This window comes from Micromonospora sp. NPDC049274 (assembly GCF_040678875.1).
GTDB lineage: Bacteria > Actinomycetota > Actinomycetes > Mycobacteriales > Micromonosporaceae > Micromonospora.
The window spans coordinates 403,046-421,048 of sequence record NZ_JBFAQS010000005.1 but is presented as its reverse complement, the minus strand read 5'-3'; the positions used below and the strand labels follow the sequence as shown (position 1 = coordinate 421,048).

16 protein-coding genes are annotated in these 18,003 nt (G+C 72.3%); 6 read left to right on the top strand and 10 right to left on the bottom strand.

Features of this window, described 5'->3' with window-relative positions; all coding sequences use genetic code 11:
* Positions 1-39: 39 nt before the first annotated feature.
* From AB0K10_RS13005 to AB0K10_RS12970, 8 genes are all read right to left on the bottom strand, one after another.
* Entirely contained in the window at positions 40-732 is a 693-nt protein-coding gene (locus AB0K10_RS13005) for an L-ribulose-5-phosphate 4-epimerase (protein ID WP_363682875.1), read from the bottom strand.
* Positions 729-2,411, bottom strand: a complete 1,683-nt coding sequence (gene araB / locus AB0K10_RS13000) for a ribulokinase (protein ID WP_363682873.1) — start codon at positions 2,409-2,411, stop codon at positions 729-731. The genes AB0K10_RS13005 and araB overlap by 4 nt, the downstream gene beginning before the upstream one ends.
* 612 nt (positions 2,412-3,023) lie before the next feature.
* Positions 3,024-3,812, bottom strand: coding sequence for an ABC transporter permease (locus tag AB0K10_RS12995; RefSeq protein ID WP_363682871.1), 789 nt, complete (start codon positions 3,810-3,812; stop codon positions 3,024-3,026).
* The gene (locus tag AB0K10_RS12990) at positions 3,809-4,795 is read right to left on the bottom strand and encodes an ATP-binding cassette domain-containing protein (protein WP_363682869.1); all 987 of its coding nucleotides are present in this window, start codon (positions 4,793-4,795) and stop codon (positions 3,809-3,811) included. The genes AB0K10_RS12995 and AB0K10_RS12990 overlap by 4 nt, the downstream gene beginning before the upstream one ends.
* 34 nt (positions 4,796-4,829) lie before the next feature.
* Positions 4,830-5,672, bottom strand: a complete 843-nt coding sequence (locus tag AB0K10_RS12985; protein WP_363682867.1) for a DUF4097 family beta strand repeat-containing protein — start codon at positions 5,670-5,672, stop codon at positions 4,830-4,832.
* Between the two features lie 59 nt (positions 5,673-5,731).
* Positions 5,732-6,256, bottom strand: a complete 525-nt coding sequence (locus AB0K10_RS12980; protein ID WP_363682865.1) for a hypothetical protein — start codon at positions 6,254-6,256, stop codon at positions 5,732-5,734.
* A gap of 66 nt (positions 6,257-6,322) precedes the next feature.
* The gene (locus tag AB0K10_RS12975; protein WP_363682863.1) at positions 6,323-7,516 is read right to left on the bottom strand and encodes an FUSC family protein; all 1,194 of its coding nucleotides are present in this window, start codon (positions 7,514-7,516) and stop codon (positions 6,323-6,325) included.
* A 94-nt stretch (positions 7,517-7,610) separates the two neighbouring features.
* Complete coding sequence (locus tag AB0K10_RS12970) at positions 7,611-8,579, bottom strand: SDR family NAD(P)-dependent oxidoreductase (RefSeq protein WP_363682861.1); 969 nt, start codon at positions 8,577-8,579, stop codon at positions 7,611-7,613.
* A gap of 82 nt (positions 8,580-8,661) precedes the next feature.
* Between AB0K10_RS12970 and AB0K10_RS12965 the strand changes: the two genes are divergently transcribed.
* Both AB0K10_RS12965 and AB0K10_RS12960 read left to right on the top strand, forming a co-directional pair.
* Positions 8,662-9,588, top strand: a complete 927-nt coding sequence (locus AB0K10_RS12965; RefSeq protein WP_363682859.1) for an AraC family transcriptional regulator — start codon at positions 8,662-8,664, stop codon at positions 9,586-9,588.
* 136 nt (positions 9,589-9,724) lie between these two features.
* Positions 9,725-11,962 carry a hypothetical protein gene (locus tag AB0K10_RS12960; protein WP_363682857.1) on the top strand — a complete coding sequence of 746 codons (2,238 nt, stop codon included), beginning with the start codon at positions 9,725-9,727 and terminating at the stop codon, positions 11,960-11,962.
* Positions 11,963-11,970: 8 nt separating this feature from the next.
* Here AB0K10_RS12960 and AB0K10_RS12955 read toward each other — a convergent pair whose 3' ends face one another.
* Complete coding sequence (locus AB0K10_RS12955) at positions 11,971-12,720, bottom strand: SDR family oxidoreductase (RefSeq protein ID WP_363682855.1); 750 nt, start codon at positions 12,718-12,720, stop codon at positions 11,971-11,973.
* A gap of 184 nt (positions 12,721-12,904) precedes the next feature.
* On the opposite strand from AB0K10_RS12955, the gene AB0K10_RS12950 reads away from it, so the two are divergent.
* Positions 12,905-13,555 carry a methyltransferase domain-containing protein gene (locus tag AB0K10_RS12950; RefSeq protein ID WP_363682853.1) on the top strand — a complete coding sequence of 217 codons (651 nt, stop codon included), beginning with the start codon at positions 12,905-12,907 and terminating at the stop codon, positions 13,553-13,555.
* Positions 13,556-13,743: 188 nt separating this feature from the next.
* A complete protein-coding gene (locus AB0K10_RS12945) occupies positions 13,744-15,090 on the top strand; it encodes an ice-binding family protein (RefSeq protein ID WP_363682851.1) in 1,347 nt (448 codons plus the stop codon).
* A gap of 220 nt (positions 15,091-15,310) precedes the next feature.
* Here AB0K10_RS12945 and AB0K10_RS12940 read toward each other — a convergent pair whose 3' ends face one another.
* Complete coding sequence (locus AB0K10_RS12940; protein WP_363682849.1) at positions 15,311-15,841, bottom strand: adenylate kinase; 531 nt, start codon at positions 15,839-15,841, stop codon at positions 15,311-15,313.
* Between the two features lie 231 nt (positions 15,842-16,072).
* Between AB0K10_RS12940 and AB0K10_RS12935 the strand changes: the two genes are divergently transcribed.
* Positions 16,073-17,260, top strand: a complete 1,188-nt coding sequence (locus AB0K10_RS12935; protein ID WP_363682847.1) for an RNA ligase RtcB family protein — start codon at positions 16,073-16,075, stop codon at positions 17,258-17,260.
* Positions 17,257-17,919 carry a peptide chain release factor H gene (prfH, locus tag AB0K10_RS12930; protein ID WP_363682845.1) on the top strand — a complete coding sequence of 221 codons (663 nt, stop codon included), beginning with the start codon at positions 17,257-17,259 and terminating at the stop codon, positions 17,917-17,919. The genes AB0K10_RS12935 and prfH overlap by 4 nt, the downstream gene beginning before the upstream one ends.
* Positions 17,920-18,003 lie beyond the last annotated feature (84 nt).

The following is an 18,003-nucleotide window of genomic DNA, read 5'->3' as shown; positions in this document are numbered from 1 at the left end:
TGGAGCAGACCGGCGGGCCCGGATGGCCGCTGGAGACGGTCAGGAACCCGCCGGTGCGACTGTTTGTTGGCCGTAGACGTTCTGGTAACGGTGGTAGAGAGCGTCGATGTCGGCCTGCGCGATCGGAACGGGCTTCCCGAGGGTCCGCGCCAGGTACGAGGTGCGGGCCACGTCCTCACACATGACCGCGGCCTTGACCGCCGCCCGGGCGTCCCGGCCGATGGTGAAGACGCCGTGGTTGCGCATCAGCACCGCGGGTGAGCGGTGCCCGGCTAGCGTGGCGACGATGCCCTTGCCGATGTCGTCCCCGCCGATCAGCGCGAACGGACCCAGCGGGATCTCCCCGCCGAACTCGTCGGCCTGCGCCGTGAGGTGGCACGGGATCGCCTCTGCGCAGGCGGCCCAGGCGCTGGCGTAGGAGCTGTGCGTGTGCACGACGCCGCCGACCTCGGGCATGGCGCGGTAGACGTAGGCATGGGCGGCCGTGTCACTGGACGGGGCGAGATCGCCCTCGACGAGGACACCGTCGAGGTCGCAGACCACCATCGTGTCGGCAGTCAGGTCGTCGTAGCCCACACCGCTCGGCTTGATCACCATGAGGTCCTGGCCGGGAACCCGCGCGGAGACGTTGCCGGACGTCCAGGCGACCAGGTTGTAGCGGGTCAGCTCGGTGTGCAGTCGGGCGACGGTCTCGCGCAGCTCGGCGATCTGTCGACTCACCTCTGCGTTCATGCGACGACCTCCAGCGGGGCCTCGTGCGTGACAGTGGCGGCCTCGACGGCCGCGTTGCGAATCGCCCGCAGGCGGAGCATGACGTCGTTGCCGCCCCGACCGAAGTGGTCGTGCAGCGCCCGGTACTCGGCGTACAGGGCGTCGTAGGCGCGCGCCCGGTCGGGATCCGGCGTGTAGACGGCCTCGTGCACACGCCCCATCGCCTGCGACGCCTCGTGGATCGAGGGGTACGCCCCGGCGGCGACGGCGGCGTGGATCGCCGACCCGAGCGCCGGCCCCTGCGCGGACGCGATGATGTTCAGCGGTCGCTTGGTCACGTCGGCGTAGATCTGCATCAGCAGCTTGTTGTTGGTGAGACCGCCGGCGATCACCAGGTCGTTCACCGGCACCCCGGCCTCGACGAACGCGTCAATGATCATCCTGGTGCCGTACGCGGTGGACTCCAGCAGCGCACGGTAGATGTCCTGCGGGCGGGTCGCCAGGGTCATCCCGACGATCATCCCGCTGAGGTCGTGGTTGACCAGCAGCGACCGATTGCCGTTCCACCAGTCCAAGGCGACCAGGCCGTGCGCGCCGACCGGTTGGCCGGCGGCGAGCTCGGTGAGCCGTTCGTGCGAGTCGAACCCGGCGGGGGCGCCGTGCTCGACGAACCAGCCGAAGATGTCGCCGACGCCGCTCTGCCCGGCCTCGTAACCCCAGGCACCGGGGCTGATGCCGCCGTCCACGACACCGCACATGCCGGCCACCTCGGCGACCTCCGCGCCGTTGACGACGTGGCAGGTCGAGGTGCCCATGATGGCGACCAGCCGACCGGGCTCCACGGCCTGCGCGGACGCCGCGGTGACGTGCGCGTCGACGTTGCCGACGGCCACCGCGATCCCTTCCGGCAGACCCGTCCACGCCGAGGCGCGGGCGGTGAGCGTGCCGGCGCGGGCGCCGAGCGGCAGCAGCGGCCCGTCGAGCTTGGCCACGAAGTCGCCGAAGTCGGGGTTGAGCGCGGTCAGGAAGCTCTCGGACGGGTACTGCCCGTCCTGCAGGATGCCCTTGTAGCCGGCGGTGCAGACGTTACGGGTCTCGGTGCCGCTGAGCTGCCAGACGATCCAGTCGGCAGCCTCGATGAACCGTTCGGCCCGGTGGTAGACCTCCGGGTCCTCCTCCAGCATCTGCAGACCCTTGGCGTACTGCCACTCGGCGGAGATCTTGCCGCCGTACCGGCCGATCCACGGCTCGGCCCGCTCGTGGGCCAGCGCGTTGATCCGGTCGGCGTGCGGCTGCGCGGCGTGGTGCTTCCACAGCTTGACCCAGGAGTGCGGCCGGTCGCGCAGGTCGGGATCCTCGCACAGCGGGGTGCCGTTGGCGTCGGTCGGCAGCACGGTGCAGGCGGTGAAGTCGATGCCGATGCCCACCACCGCTGCGGGGTCCACCCCCGCGGCGGACACCGCCGCCGGGACGGCGTGGCGCAGCACGTCGCGGTAGTCCTCCGGATTTTGCAGCGCCCAGTCCGGGGGCAGCGGCCGACCTCCGGGCAGCGTCGCGCTGATGACCGCGTCGCCGTACTCGTGCACCGCGGTCCCCAACTCGGCACCGTCAGAAACCCGGACCACGAGGGCCCGCCCGGAGAGAGTGCCGAAATCGACACCCACGACGTAGCTTTCGGCAGCTCCGTCCACACGCTCCATGTTCACCTCCACCGTTAACGGGGATAGTGTTAACGCTCACATCCAGCCTCGTCAAGACATCTACCTGCAACAGCTCCGTAACGGAACGCGGGGGCGCGCCGGTGCGGGCGGGTTGAGTCGGGCGCTTCCGCAGCGGACTGGTGCAAAGTCCGCGATTCCGACTCCGCCCTGCCAGCGTCGCGCCGTGCCGGAGGCTGGCATCGGATCGACCGACGGCCGACGCCTCCTCGGCCGGCGTCGGCCCCGCACTGCTCGACCATCCGGGCGGCGGCACCGTGCCCGCTCGCTGCGGCGTGTCGGTCCGAAGGCGACGGTCGCCCGGTCGGTGACGATGTCAGCGATAACATCGCCGCGACCGCCGCCCACCCATGATCAGATCTATGCCGTACGCCACGGCCGCCGCCGAGCCCGTGAGCGCGTGCTCCGGCCACCGACGGGCACCTCACGCGCCCGAACCGCGCGACGTGTTATCGATAACATTCGACGTTTCGTGATCGACTCCAGGTCGGCGATGTGGCGGTGCCCCGTCGTCGGGACACCGCCACGTCGGCGTTATCGAGTCGATCACGCGCCCGGCCCGGCCTCAGCGGGCCGGGCCGGGAGCCGGTCGGGTCAGGCGGCGCGGCCGCGGTTGTACAGCGCCTTGGCCCAGAGGAAGCAGACCACCGTGATGACGGCACACCAGCCGACCGCGAGGAACCCGTTGACGCCGATCCCGGTGCCGAACAGCAGGCCCCGGAGGGTTTCCATGACCGGGGTGAAGGGTTGGTAGTCGGCGAACAGGCGCACCGGCGTCGGCATGGAGTCGGTGGGGACGAACCCGCTGCCGAGGAACGGCAGGAGCACCAGCGGCATCGGCAGGTTGCTGGCCGTCTCGACGCTCTTCGAGACCAGGCCGAGGGCGACCGACAGCCAGGTGACCGCGAAGGTGATCATGGTGAGGACGCCGATCGCGGCGAGCCACTCGACGGCACTGGCGGTGGGACGGAACCCGACGAGCAGCGCCACGCCGGTGACGGCCGCGAGGCTGAGCATCGACTGGAACACGCTGCCCATGACATGGCCGGTGAGAACCGACGGTCGGAAGATCGCCATCGTACGGAAGCGGGCGATGATGCCCTCGGCCATGTCCATGGCGACCGAGATCGCGGTGCCCTGCGCCGCGCTGGCGACCGTGATGAGCAGGATGCCGGGGGTGACGTAGTTGGCGTAGTCGGCACGGTCGCCCGAGGGTCCGAGGCCGGCGCCGAGCGTGCCGCCGAAGACGTAGACGAAGAGCAGCAGAAGGATGACCGGTATGCCGATGAGCATGAGGGTCAGCGAGGGATAGCGCCGCATGTGCAGGAGGTTGCGCCGCAGCATGGTGTTCGAGTCGCGCAGGGCGAGGGTGAGGGTGCTCATCGCGCGGAAGCCCTTTCCTGACCGGACCGAGCGGCCCGGGTGTCGGCTTGGTCGGGTTGGCCGGTGAGGGCGAGGAAGACGTCGTCGAGGTCGGGGGTGTGCACGGCGAGGCCGGCCACCGTGATCGCTTCGCGGTCGAGGTGGTCGAGGACGGACCGTAACGAACCGACCTCGCCGTCGCTGGGCACCTGGAGGGTCAGCGCGGCGTCGTCCCGGGTGGCCGCCGCGAACGTACGGGCCGCCGAGTCGAGACCCTCCTGATCGGCGAACCGCAGCACGACGTGGCCGCCCGGGATGAGCCGCTTGAGCTCGTGCGGGGTGCCCTCGGCGATCAGTCGGCCGTGGTCGAGGAACGCGACTCGGTCCGCGAGCTGGTCGGCCTCCTCCAGGTACTGCGTCGTCAGCAGGATGGTGACGCCCTCGGCGGCGAGAGCCCGGATGATGTGCCACATGGCGCGGCGACTGCGCGGGTCCAGGCCTGTCGTCGGCTCGTCGAGGAAGATGACGCGGGGGTCGCCGACCAGGGTCATCGCGAGGTCGAGCCGACGGCGCATGCCGCCGGAGTACGTCGCGGCCGGCTTGTCCGCCGCCTCCGCGAGATCGAACTGCTCGATCAGGTCGGCGATCCGTCGTCGACCCGTCGCCCTGTCCAGGTGGCACAGGTCGGCCATCAGGTTCAGGTTCTCCCGACCGGTCAGCAGGTTGTCCACGGCGGAGAACTGGCCGGTGACGCCGATCAGGTCGCGTACCGCGTCGGGCTCGCGGGTCACGTCGTGGCCGAGGACGCGGGCGTGGCCGGCGTCCGGCCGGAGCAGGGTGGAGAGGATCTGTACGGTGGTGGTCTTGCCGGCGCCGTTGGGTCCGAGCAGCGCGAAGATCGTTCCCTCGGTGATCATCAGGTCGATGCCGTCGAGCACGACCTTGTCGCCGTAGGACTTCCGCAGCTCCGTGGTGACGATCGCGGGTTTCCTGCTGCTGGTCATGGTCTCCTCATTCGTGGTGGGGGGTCGTGGCCGGTCAGGCACGACGGATCGTGATGTCGCCGAAGGAGGTGTTCGCGCGGATCTCGACCGTCTCGTCGGTCTCGGCCGGGCTGTCGGTCGACTCGAGCGCGTTGTGCACGCGCCCGTGCCGGGAGCTGACGTCGAGCCAGGCAGCGGTGCCCCGCCGGACACCGACCTCGATCGCGCCGTACGAGGTGTGCGACTCGACCGACCCGCGCACGACCTCGCCCAGCCGGACGTTGCCGTAGGCGGTGCGTGCCGCCACCGAGGCCATCGACGCGTCGACGGTGATGTCGCCGTACGCGGTGTTGACCCGGACGTCACCGCCGCCGCGGCCGATCCAGCAGTCACCGGAGGAGTTCTTGATCTCCACGGTGCCGTCGACGGTGCCGAGGCGCACCTTGCCGGAGGATGCCTTCACCCGGGCGGAACCGGTGACGCGCTCCACTGCGACCTCACCGTGGCTGCTGTCGATCTCCAGCGGCCCGGTCTCCTCGAGCCGGATCCCGCTGCCGGTCTTGATGCGGCACTCGCCGAGCCGCCCCTCGCCGCGGAACGCCGCCCACGCCGCCTCGGCGTGCAGCCGTGACCCGCTCGGCACCTCGATGAGGACGTCGACCGACGGCCCCGAGCCGAAGCCGTACCGGCGCCAGCTCTTCGGCACCCTGATCCGCAGCAGCCCGGCGGCGTACTCGATTGTGGTCTGCTCCGCGGCGCTCACGTCGGCCTTGCTCGACGGGTCGCGGGGCCGCACCTGCACCACCGTGTCGGTGCGGTCGGTCGCGGCGATCCAGGCGTCCCCGACGGGCATCTCGACCTGGACGGAAATCGGTTCTGGTGTGTCGAAAACAGGCATGGTGGTCTCCCGGAAGGTGTCAGCGAGGGCGGAGCGGAGGTGGGAAAGGGGCGCGACGGTCAGCGCGCCCAGCCGGTGACGTGCTGGCCCGGCCGCGGCGGCTCGGGCCGGCGCGGTGGCTGGGGGTCCGTGCCGGCCGCGACGGCGGCGGCGACGGCCCGCACCAGCCAGGCGTTGACGGACAGCCCGGCCCGGCTGGCGGCCCCGTCGACGCTGGCCTTGAGATGGTCGGGGAGGCGGAGGTTGATCCGGGACGTGCCGCCCTCGTCGTTCTCGGGCGGGAGCAGCGGCGCCGGCGCCGGGGGCGGTTCGCTTACCGCACCCGTGCCGTCCGTCGGCGGGTTCGCCGGCGTCACCACGAAATTGGGCTCACGCCCGCGCAGCCGGACGTGCACCGACCCGGGGGCGAGATCGCGGGTGATCTCGTCGGCCGCGTCGGACAGCGCCTCGAGCAGCGTCAGGTGGGTCGCCGCTTCCAGCTGGGTGAAGAGTCGCTCGGCCAGCACCCGCCCCTCGGGGTCGACGCCCTCGGCGGCCACGGCGAACTCGTTGCGCAGGTTCTCGACGTACGGCCTCAAGTCCATGGCACCATCATGGCATCACTTTGGCTCAGATTGCAACAGCAATGGCTCAGAGCGCTGCCATGCCGCTCATCGGCGATCATCGGCGGGACGCCGCGGTCTCCCGAACGCGCGGCGGACCAGCCGGTTCGCGACCTCCTGCGCCAGCCCGGTGGCCACCAGCAGATCGCTTGTCGTCGTCCGGACCTGCGCCACCACGACGGCTCCGGAGAAGCCGACCCCCTCCCGATAGGCGTCACCGGCGGCGCAGACCGCCCGCAGGGCACGCGCCCGCGCCTCGGTGGGTTCGTGACCGGCGGCGAACTGCCGCTTGAGCAGGCGTACCGCCGCGGCGAGGTCGGCGACCGCCCCCGGCAGCGCCTTCGGGACCTGCTCGCCGTCCTCGATCACTGTCACCGCGCGGCGGATCAGCGTTCCGGCGTTGCGCATCGCCCGGTCGATCGGCTCCGCCGCCTGCGCGTACCGGCCGACCGGCCCGTGCCGCTCGTGCCAGTGCACAGGCGAGAGGGTGCTGGCCTCGCGGGCACCCTGGGTCGCCTCGATGAGCGCCCGCAGCTCGTCCTTGTTCTCCCGCAGCTTCGTACGGGCGACCAGCGCACGGTCGATGTCGCCGTCGGCCAACGCGCCGGCGGTGGCGTCGAGGGTGGTGCTGAGCAGGTCCAACACCGGTCGCGCCGCCCGGTTGAGCACCCGCAGCGGGCTCAACGGCAGGAGGACGGCGGTGACCAGCAGCGCCACCGCTCCCCCGACGAGAGCGTCCACGAAACGGGGAATCTCCAGGTCCCGCACGGACGGACTCAACGTGGCGATGAGCACCGCCGTCGCCCCGGCCTGGATCACCACCGCCGCGCTACCGGCCAGGAACAGCGCGACGAGGATCGCCAGCACGACGATCAGGGCGAGTTGCCACCACCCGGTGCCGGTCACCGTGAGCAGCAGGTCGCCGACCAGCACCCCCACCGTGACGCCGATGATCAGCTCGACGGTGCGACGCAGCCGTTGGCCGACCGACGCGGCGAGGGTCGAGACCGCGGAGATCGGCGCGAACACCGGCTGCGAGACGTGCAGCACCTGGCGCACCACCAGCCAGGACAGCGCCGCGGCCAGACCGGCCTGCAGAGCGAGGCCGCCGATGCCCCGTACCCGCCGCCCCCGGTCCCGCAGCGTGCCCCACAGTCGCGCGCGGAGTCGGGCGACTGTCGTCGCCGGAGCGGCGTGCGTCGGGGCACCCCCGTCCGTACCGGACCGACCGGCAGCGACCATGGCGGCGGCTACCCGGCCGTACCCCGATCAATCCTGGCCGCCGGACGCGGCCACGCGGGGCCGCGCCGCGCCCGGCGTCCGACGGCGGTCGCGCTCAGCGCGTGGCAAGCACCTTCTCGGCGTACGCCCAGAGCTGGTCCGCGGCGGCCGGGTCGAGGGCGTGTGCCGCCACCCCACCGCTCGCGTCCGAGCCTTCGGGCACCACCTCCGCCTCCTGGTTGTCGACGAAGTACCGGCCGCCGACGCCGTCGAGCAGGGGTGACGCGGCGAGCAGGACCGTGGTGGCCGCGCCCTGGGCGGGCGTCTTGAAGTAGTCCGGCACGACGAGGTTGCCCGCCTCGTCCATCGCGCCGAGCGCGCGCATCATGTCGTCGTCGATGTGACGCTGCAGGTTGGTGTGGATGTACCCGGGGTTGAGGGCGTTGGCGGTGATCCCGTCCTTCGCCCACTGCCTGGTGATGCCGACCGCGAGCAGGACGTCCGCCGTCTTCGACTGCCCGTACGCCGTCCACGGGTCGTACGGGCGCCGTTCGAACTGGGGGTCCTCGACGTCGAACGGAGCACCCAGGTGCGCCCCCGAGCTGACCACCACGACCCGGGCCGCCCCGGCGGCGCGCAGGTTGTCGTGCAGACCGACGGCGAGCGCGAAGTGACCCAGGTAGTTGGTCGCGAGCTGCAGTTCCCAGCCCTGCGCGGAGAGCTGCCGGGTGGGAAGCGCCATGATGCCGGCGTTGGCGACCAGCGCGTCGAGCGGGCCCCGCCAGGCCGCAACGAAGGCGTCGACCGACGCCAGATCGGCGAGGTCGAGCGCGGCCGACCGGACCGCGCCCCGGGTGGCGCCAGTGGCGAACTCCTCGACGAGCGCTGCGGCCCGCTCCGGATCACGGACCGCGACGGTGACCTCGGCGCCGGCCCCGGCCAGGGCGCGAACGGTCTCGACACCGAGGCCGGAGGCGCCGCCGGTGACGATCATCCGGCGCCCACCGAGGTCCACGCCGTCGAGGATCTCGGCGGCGGTGGTGCGGGCGGTGAACAACGTGGTGAGGCGTGGGTTCGCTGTCATGTCAACCAGGTTATGAACCCGAATCTGGACTGCCTATAGTCTAGAGTCCGCGTTACTTTCGCGAGAGTCCAGGACGGTGCGGATGGATCCCCTTGAGGACGTACTGGCGTTGCTCGGTGCGACGAGTCACGTCTCCGCCGGCCTCGTCGCCGGTGGTAGCTGGGCGGTCCGGTTCGACCCACCGGCCGGAGCCAAGTTCAACGCGATCCGCCGTGGCCGCTGCTTCCTGCGCGTCGACGGCGAACCCGAGCCGATCGACCTCGCCGAGGGCGACTGCTACCTGCTGACCCGGCCGGTGGCGTACACGCTCTTCAGCGACCCCGACGCCCCGGTCCAGCCGGCGTACCCGATCTTCGCGGCCGCCGCCGACGGCGTGGCGCACGCGGGCGACGGCGACGACATGTTCCTCATCGGCGGGGCGTTCTCCCTGGGTGATCGGGGCCGCAGTCTCCTACTGGACAGCCTTCCGCCGATCATCCACGTGCCCGCCGACACCCCTGCGGCCGCCACCATCCGCTGGGCCCTCGACGAGATCGACGCCGAGCTGCGACAGCCACAGCTCGGGTCGCGGCTCGTCGCCGAACACCTGGCACTCGTCCTGCTGATCCAGGTCCTGCGACTGCACCTGGCCCGCGACCCCCAGCACACGTCCGGCTGGCTCGCCGGGCTCGCCGACCCGGTGGTCGCCCCCGCGCTACGGGCGATGCACGGACGACCCGAGCAGTCCTGGACGGTGGACGAGATCGCCCACGCCGCCGCCGTCTCCCGGTCGACGCTCGCCGCCCGCTTCCGGCAGGTCGTCGGCGTGGGCCCCTTGGAGTACCTCACGCGCTGGCGGATCGAACTCGCGGCCGACCGCATCCGCCGAGGCTCGGACACCGTCGCCACCATCGCCCTGGCCGTCGGGTACGGCTCGGAGAGCGCGCTCAGCGTCGCCTTCAAACGTGTCACAGGCGTCTCGCCACGCGCCTACCGCAGACAGGCTGCCGGAAGCATCCGGGCCGGCTAGGCGTCCGGCCGTCACCGCGAGCGCAACCGGTGCGATTGCGCGCGTCCGGGCCGGGTAGACCCGATCCGCCACGTCGGTGGCGGTTCGTCCCCGGCCGGATCAGCGGTACGGGGCGGGCGGGACGCTTCGGGGGGCCATGGCCGATGGATCAGCGCGGTTGAGCGGGGCCGACACCTCCGGCGAGATCGTGGAGCTGCGGGTGCACGGCGTCTCCGGCGCGAGTGTCGACCAGGTGCTCAGCCTGGAACAGACGACGCAGGTCGCCGGAGACCGCAGTGGCGGCTTCGTCCGGCTCCGTTCCGACCTGCCGAAAGCCGACCCGCGGGGCGTGACGCTGGAGGCGTACCGCTGGGGTGATCTGCCCTCCGGAAGCGTGGCCCAGACCCTGGCGCTGGTCTTCCTGCTGCCGTTCATGCTGGTCAACGTGGCGGTCTGGATGCGCCCGGCGCAGCCGGGCACGGAGGCCGTGGTCAAGTCCCTGTGCCGACTGCTGGCGCTGACACTGACCGTGCTGTACGTGCTCGCCATCGTCGGCGTCGCCCTCGACCTGGTCGCGTGGAAGTGCCTCACCGCACCCCGCTGCCTGGCCGGACGTAGCTGGCTGTCGTGGCTGAGCGGGCAGCCGGTCGGGCTGCGGCTGGCGGTGCTCGCGGTGCTCCCGGCCGCCGCGATCGGGCTGATCTGGCGGATCAGCACCCGCCCGGGCAGATCGTTCGAGGCGTTCCGCGGCCCCGACGAGAACCTCTCCGGGCATCGGCTCAGCACAGTCGGCAAGTGGGACGCCGAGCCGCTGGTCGGACGGCTCCGGTCGGTGCACGTCGCGACGGCTTTCGCGACGCTCAGCCTCGTCCTGCTCGCCGCCCGTGCCGGGGACGGCGCGTCGGTCGTCACTGTCGCGTTGGCGGTCGCCACCGGCGTCGTCCTGGCCACCGGCGTGGTGCTGCTCTGCACACCCCCGCTGATCGACAGGTCCCCCGCTGACCGGCGGCTCGACGCGATCACCAGCACGCTGCGCGCTACCGCGCTGCTGCTGACCACGCTGGTCGCGACCCACGTGCTGACCAGCTCCGCACCCTGGCACGACGGGGGTGACCTGCCCGGGTACGACACCACCCTGACCTGGCTGTTCACCACCCAGACGGGCCTGCTGGTCGCGCTCGGCGTGGTGCTGCTCTGCCGTCGGGATCGGCGACGGGGAGCCAGCCCGCTGTTCGGGCTGGGCGCGCTGGTCATCGCCGGCACGGCGATCACCATGGCGGTGGTGTACTCCGCCGAGCTGATCTACCGGGTGGCGGACTATCTCGACCGCGACGTGCCCACCGCTGAAGGCATCGCCACCGGCCCGCCCCGGGCGTACACCTGGGCGATCTTCGGTTTTCTCCGCACCGTGCTGGTCACGCTGCTCGTCGCAGGCCTGGTCGTCGTGGTCTCCCGCCCCCGTCGTGCACGGGCGGCGGCGGCGGTCGTCGCGGGCGACTACCCGGACCCGCCCGCCGAGGCCGGGCCGAGGCTGCGGCAGGTCCGCGCGGCGATAGCGCGGGCCCGCTTCACCGAGCGACTGGTGCTGCTGGCCGTGGTCTTCGGCTGCCTCGCCGGCATCGGCACCGCCACCACCACCCTCGGCCTGCTGGGCCTGTTTCCGGGCGACGTCGTCGAACGCTACGCCCGGGTGCCGGCCGACGCCGTCACCTTCGGCATCGCGTTCGGCAGCTGGGCGATCGCGGCGGCGCTGCTCGGCCTGCTCCTCGGCGGGATCTTCGCGTACCGCACCGTCCCGTTCCGCCGGCACGTCGGCGTCATCTGGGACCTCGGGACGTTCTGGCCCCGGGCCGCCCACCCGTTCGCGCCGCCCTGCTACGCCGAGCGGGCCGTGCCGGAGCTGACCCGGCGCATCACCTACCTGGTCGAGCGCGGCAATGCGGTGCTGCTCTCCGGGCACAGCCACGGCTCGGTCCTGCTCGCGGCCACCGTGCTCCAGCTGCCACCATCGATCGGCAGCCGGGTCGCGCTGCTCACCCACGGCTCACCGCTGCGCCGGCTCTACGCGCGACTCTTCCCCGCCTACATCGACGACGCGGTGCTGCACGAGATCGGCAACCGGGTCGGCTGGCGGTGGGTGAACCTGTGGCGCGACACCGACCCGATCGGCGGCCGGATCTTTCCCGACCTGGGCGCACCGGCGCCCGACGGCGACCCCGCCGCGATGGTGGACCGCCGACAGCGCGACCCACGTGACGTGGTGACACCGCCCGGCGACAGCGTTCCCCCGCCCATCGAGGGGCACTGGCCGTGTGAGTCCGACGAACAGTTCGTTCACGCGGTGCGGGAACTGGCGCAACGCCTGCGGCACGATCCACGCACCACGCCCACGTGACAGGTCGGCTACCGCGCCGCCCGGGCGCGCCACTCGTCCAGGCGCGTAGCGGCGATGCGGGCGCCGTCGGCGGGAACGAGTGAACGCTCGCCCAGCGTGGCGCCGAAGTACCGTGCGTCGGGGTCGGTCACCACCGCACGGGAATCGGCACGGGCGGCGAGAACGGACCGGCCCATCTCGTCGAGGCGGAACTGTTCCGGGCCCGCGATCTCGACCACGCCGTTGACCGGTGCGCCGACCGCGACCGCGGTCACCTCGGTCGCGACGTCGTCCGCCGCCATCGGCTGGATGAGCACCGGCGGCAGCCGTACCGTGTCGCCGTCGGTGGCGGCGTCGACGATGCCCTGAAGGAACTCGAAGAACTGGGTCGCGTGGACCACCGAGTACGGCAGTCCGGATGCCGCGACGAGCTTCTCCTGCGCGACCTTCGCCCGCATGTACCCGCCGTCCGGAAGCCGGTCGGAGCCGACGATCGAAAGCACCACGTAATGCCCCACGCCGGCAGTCGCCGCGGCGGGAAGGAGGGTGCGCGTCGACGTCTCGAAGAACTCCCGAACGGCGGCGTCCTCGAACGACGGGGAGTTCGACACGTCGACGAGGACGTCGGCGCGGTCGAGCACCTCGGCCACCCCCTCGCCGGTCAGCGTGTTCACGCCCGTCTTGGGCGACGCCGCCACCGCCTCGTGACCCTGCTCCCCAAGGTCGTGAACGACCTTGGAGCCGATGAGACCACTGCCGCCGACGACGACGATCTTCATGGTCGAACCACTTCCCGTCTCCGTGCGATGCGCTGAGCGGCAGGACGAAACAAGCCTACGGAGCGTGGAACGCCGGCGCGGCGACATCGCCGCTCATGATTGTGGTCGTCCGATGGCCTGGGTAGCGTGCTCGTCGGGGGCGGCTGCCGGCGGGAGCAGGCCCTCCTCGCCTCTGGAGGTGGACGTGGCCGCGGTGTCCCACCCGGTGTTCGCCCGGGTCTACGAGCGGCTCTCTGTCGCCATGGACCGCGCCGGCACCGCCGCGTTTCGCCGTGACCTGGCCGCTGGCTTGACCGGCCGGGTGATCGAGGTCGGCGCCGGCAACGGCCGCATGTTCGCCCACTACCCCCCGACGGTGACCGAGGTCGTCGCGGTGGAACCGGAGCGACGGTTACGTGCCGCCGCCGTCCTTGCCGCCCCGGCCGCACCGGTACCGGTCACGGTCGTCGACGGCCTGGCCGAGGCGTTGCCCGCCGGAGAGCGTGAATTCGACGCCGCCGTTGTCGCGTTGGTGCTGTGCACCGTGCCCGACCAGGCGGCCGCACTCGCCGAGATCCGTCGCGTGCTGCGCCCCGGCGGTCAGCTGCGTTTCTTCGAACACGTCGCCGCCGAGGAGCCCGGCCCCCTACGCCGGGTCCAGCGGCTGGCCGACGCGACGTTCTGGCCCAAACTGTTCGCCGGCTGCCATACCGGCCGCGACACCACGGCCGCCATCCGGACGGCCGGGTTCGCCATCGACGAGCTACGTCGTTTCCGGTTCCCGGCCTCCAGTTCCAGCCCCTCCTCGCCCTGCGTGCTGGGCCGGGCGACCCTGCCGGAGCAGCGGCTGCACTGAGCGTCCGATCCCCTGCGGATGACGTGAACGCGAACCTCGCTCTACCTCGCGTTCTTAGTTATTGTCCCGTTTTGGCGACAATTGCCCCGATCTCATGATGTCGTGGTCAACGCATCCGGCCGTGTCACCAGGCCGTTCTGAGCAGGACGCGCAACGCCTCCTGCGAGTTTCAGCACGGAGGTTGATCTGTGACAGCACAACCCATTCGTCGCCTGAGGAGGGCTGTCCTGCCGGCCCTCGGGGCCTCCGCGGCCGTCGCCGTGGCCGCAAGCCTGCTTCTCTTCAGCTCGACCGCCGCCAACGCCGCCGACGCCCCGGTGGGGTTGGGAACGGCCGCCGACTTCTCCGTCCTGGCCGGGGCCGAACCGACCAACACCGGCCCGAGCTTCCTCGCCCAGAGCCTTGGCAGATACCCCGGCAGCGCCGCGTCGGGCTTCGGAACGGCGACCATCGGTGGTGAGATCCACCTCGGCGACGCGGTGGCGCTCCAGGCCCAGAGTGACCTGACCACTGCCTACAACGATGCCGCCGGCCGCACCCCGTTCACCGTCCTGCCCGCGGAACTCGGCGGTAACACTCTCAACGCGGGCGTCTACCGGATCGGGGCCGCGCAGCTCACCGGGGTGCTCACACTCAACGGTCAGGGCGACCCCGCCGCCGTGTTCATCTTTCAGATCGACTCGTCGCTGACGACGGCGTCGAGCAGCAGCGTCGTCCTGATCAACGGAGCATCGGCCTGCAACGTGTTCTGGCAGGTCGGCAGCTCGGCGACGATCGGCACGAGCACCACCTTAATCGGCACCATCATGGCCCAGGCCTCCGTCACGATGGCCACGGGCGCGACCCTGCAGGGCCGCGCGCTGGCGCGAACCGCCGCCGTCACCCTCGACACCAACACCATCTCCGCACCGGTATGCGCCGGGCCGCCCGGGCGCTCCGGGCCACCCGGACCCACCGGACCAGCCGGACCCACCGGACCGGCCGGGCCCTCCGGCCCACCCGGTAGTCCTGGCGCACCGGGCAGCCCCGGCGCACCTGGCAGCCCCGGAGCACCCGGCAGCCCCGGAGCACCCGGCAGTCCCGGCGCACCCGGCAGTCCCGGCGCACCCGGCAGCCCCGGCGCACCCGGCAGTCCCGGAGCACCCGGCAGTCCCGGAGCACCCGGCAGTCCCGGCGCACCCGGCAGCCCCGGCGCACCCGGCAGTCCCGGAGCACCCGGCAGTCCCGGCGCACCCGGCAGCCCAGGAGCACCCGGCAGTCCCGGAGCACCTGGCGCACCCGGCAGCCCCGGCGCGCGCGGAGCGCCCGGAGCGCCCGGAGCGCCGGGCAGCCCAGGAGCGCCCGGCAGCCCCGGGGCACCTGGCGCACCGGGTAGTCCAGGAGCACCTGGCGTACCCGGCGGATCGGGCGAGAACATCCTTCCGGTCACCGGCAGCGGCGTGGTGCCTGCCATGACGAGCATGGGAAGTGTGCTGGTCGTCCTGGGCGGACTCGTGCTCTTCCTCGCCCGGCGCCGACGGACGCAGACCTCCTGATCGACGGGCCCGGCCGGTGTGTCCTGCCGGCCGGGCCCCGACCGGGAGCCGGCGCGGCGATCGGTGGCAGCTCAGCAGGGCGGTGCGCGGCGTGTCGAGTCGCTCAGCTGCCACCGATCAAGGACGCGGGTCGCGGGCGCGGCGTCGACGTGGTCCGGCGGCTCCGGCCGGCCGTCGGGGTGCCGCGCACAGGCCGTCTGGGCGACGGCGGCAGGGTCCGTCATCGGGTCGACAGGCCCGTCAGCCAGTCGTCCAGGGCCTCCGGCTTCGCGAACAGCAGCACCGGCGGCCCGGCCGGGTCGGCCTGCCAGGCCCGCATCCGCCGCCGCGCCCGGCCGAACGCGCCGACGTGCCAGAGCAGGATCGAGTCCCCGGACAGCACACTGCCCAGTGACTCGCGGTTCCCGTTGCAGATCACCTCGCCGCTACCGACCCGGCGCAGCGTACGGCGCAGCAGCCGCCAGAACGAACGCCACCGCGGGTAGTCCAGGGCCACCACCAGGTCGGCGCGCGCCAACGGGATGTCCCGCCAGCCGTGGTACGCGCCGTCGAGAATCCAGGTGTCCCGGCGGCAGATCTCCTCGATCCGGCGGCGCTGCTCGGCGACCGGCACCTCGACCCACCCCGGCAGCCACAGCAGGTCGTCCACCGGATACCAGGGCAATCCGAGGTGCTGTGACAACCGCTCGGCGAGAGTGGACTTGCCGGCGCCGTACACCCCGTAGACCAGGATGCGACGCGGTGCGGTCATCGCGGCAGCGTACGCCGCGCGGTCGAGCGGGCCTCACGAGTCGCTGGAGAGACGGGTCGGCCACGAGTCGGGGCTCCGTCGATAATCGCTTGCCGCGTACGAGGGACGCCGCCAGAGTGGTGCCCATGACGTACTGACGGACACCATCCGAGCACCGCGCCGAGGTCGCTTCGCGCCGACCGGCGCCGTATCGCCGTCCGTCCCTTTCGCTTGAGCGAGAAGTGAGCGTCGTTGTCTGAGCACCACTCCCCTCGGGAGTTCCTGTCCCCGTCCGCCCCGGCCACCGTCGCCGTGTTCGCGTCCCCCGCGAGTTGGATCGAGTCCGCCGCTGTGGACCAGTGTCGGCGGGTAGCCGCCCTCGACGGCATGATCCACGTTGCCGGCATGCCGGACCTGCACCCGGGCAAGGGCGCCCCGATCGGCGCGGCCATGGCGTCGACGGTCCTGTACCCGTTCCTGGTGGGCTCCGACATCGGTTGCGGTATCGCGGTGTTCCCCATTCGACTCCGGCGCGTCGTACCCGAGCGGCTGGCTGCCCGGTTCCCCGACCTCGACCGCGCGCTCGACCCCAAGCGGGACGCCGACGACCCGGCCTGGACCGTCGTCGCGGGCGACGTTCCCGCCGGCCATCTCGACGGTCTCGGCACGGTCGGCCGCGGCAACCACTTCGTCGAGCTGGCGCGCGTGGACACCGTCTTCGCACCGGACCACGCGGAACGGCTCGGGCTGGGCACCGGTGACCTTGTCCTCGTCGTGCACAGCGGCTCGCGGGGCCTGGGCGAGCGGATCCTGCGGACGCACACCGAGGCGCACGGGGCGGGTCCGGCCGCGGATCCGGCCGACTACCTGGCCCGGCACGACGAGGCGGTGCGCTGGGGCTCGCTGAACCGACGACTGCTGGCCGCCCGGGTCGCGTACGCCCTGGGGGCCGAGCCGACCGAGCCGGTGGTCGACCAGTGCCACAACCTGGTCGAGGTGCGCGACGGCGTCTACCTGCACCGCAAGGGGGCGGCGCCCGGCGACGGCCGCGACGTGCTCGTCGCCGGCACGCGGGGTACCGCGTCGTACCTCGTGGCCGCCCATGCCGGGGCGGACGCCAACCACTCGGTGGCGCACGGCGCGGGCCGCAAGATGTCCCGCGCCGACGCGCTGCGCCGAGGCCGGGCCAAGCACACGGTCGAGGAGCTGCGGCGTACGCCTGTGGGTTCCCTTGTGGTCTGCGGCGACCGCCAGTTGCTCTTCGAGGAGGCGCCCACGGCATACAAGCGGATCGAGCAGGTGATCGCCGATCTCGTCGAGCACCGGCTCGCCACGCCGGTGGCCACCACGATCCCCCTGGTCACCTACAAGACGCCGGACGTGGGAACCGCGTCGTGGTCGGATCGGCGCGACCAGCGCCACGGGCGGGGACGGTCGTGAGCGCGCAGCTGCTGCTGTCCGCCGGCCGTGGCCCGCGGGAGTGCGCCTGGGCGCTCGCCCAGCTCCTGCGCCGCCTGCGGGACGACGCCACCCGGCGGGGCGTGACGGTCCAGCGGGTCCACGCGGTGCCTGGGGACCGGCCCGGCACCTACCGGTCGGCGCTGATCCGGATGTCCGGCGCCGACGTCGAGGCGTTCGCGGCCTCCTGGACGGGCACGCTGTGCTGGCAGGCGCCCAGCCCCTACCGGACCAGCACCGGTCGGAAGAACTGGTACGTGACCGCTCAACCGCCGCCGAGCGACGCGCCGACGACGACGTTCGCCGAGGCTGACGTCGACGTCGTCGGGTGCCGCACCGGCGGTCCCGGCGGCCAGCACCGCAACAAGGCCAGCACGGCGGTACGCGCCACACACCGTCCCTCAGGCCTCGTCGTGGTGGTGGACGACGAACGGCAGTTCAGTCTCAACCGGCGCATCGCCCTGCACCTGCTGCGACAGCGTGTCGAGCGTGGCGACGAGGCGGCCCGTCGCGCGGTCGCCACCGCCCGCTGGCGCATCCACGACGACCTCGTGCGGGGCGACCCGACTCGCACGGAACGTCCGGAGCCAGCGCCCGCGCCAAGCCGGCGACGGCGTGGACGACCAGCCTCCGGCCGCTGAGGACGTCCGGTCGCTGGGTGCCGAGGACGTCCGATCGCTGGGTGCTGGGGGCGTACCGGTCGTTGCGCCGGTTTGGCGCCGGGT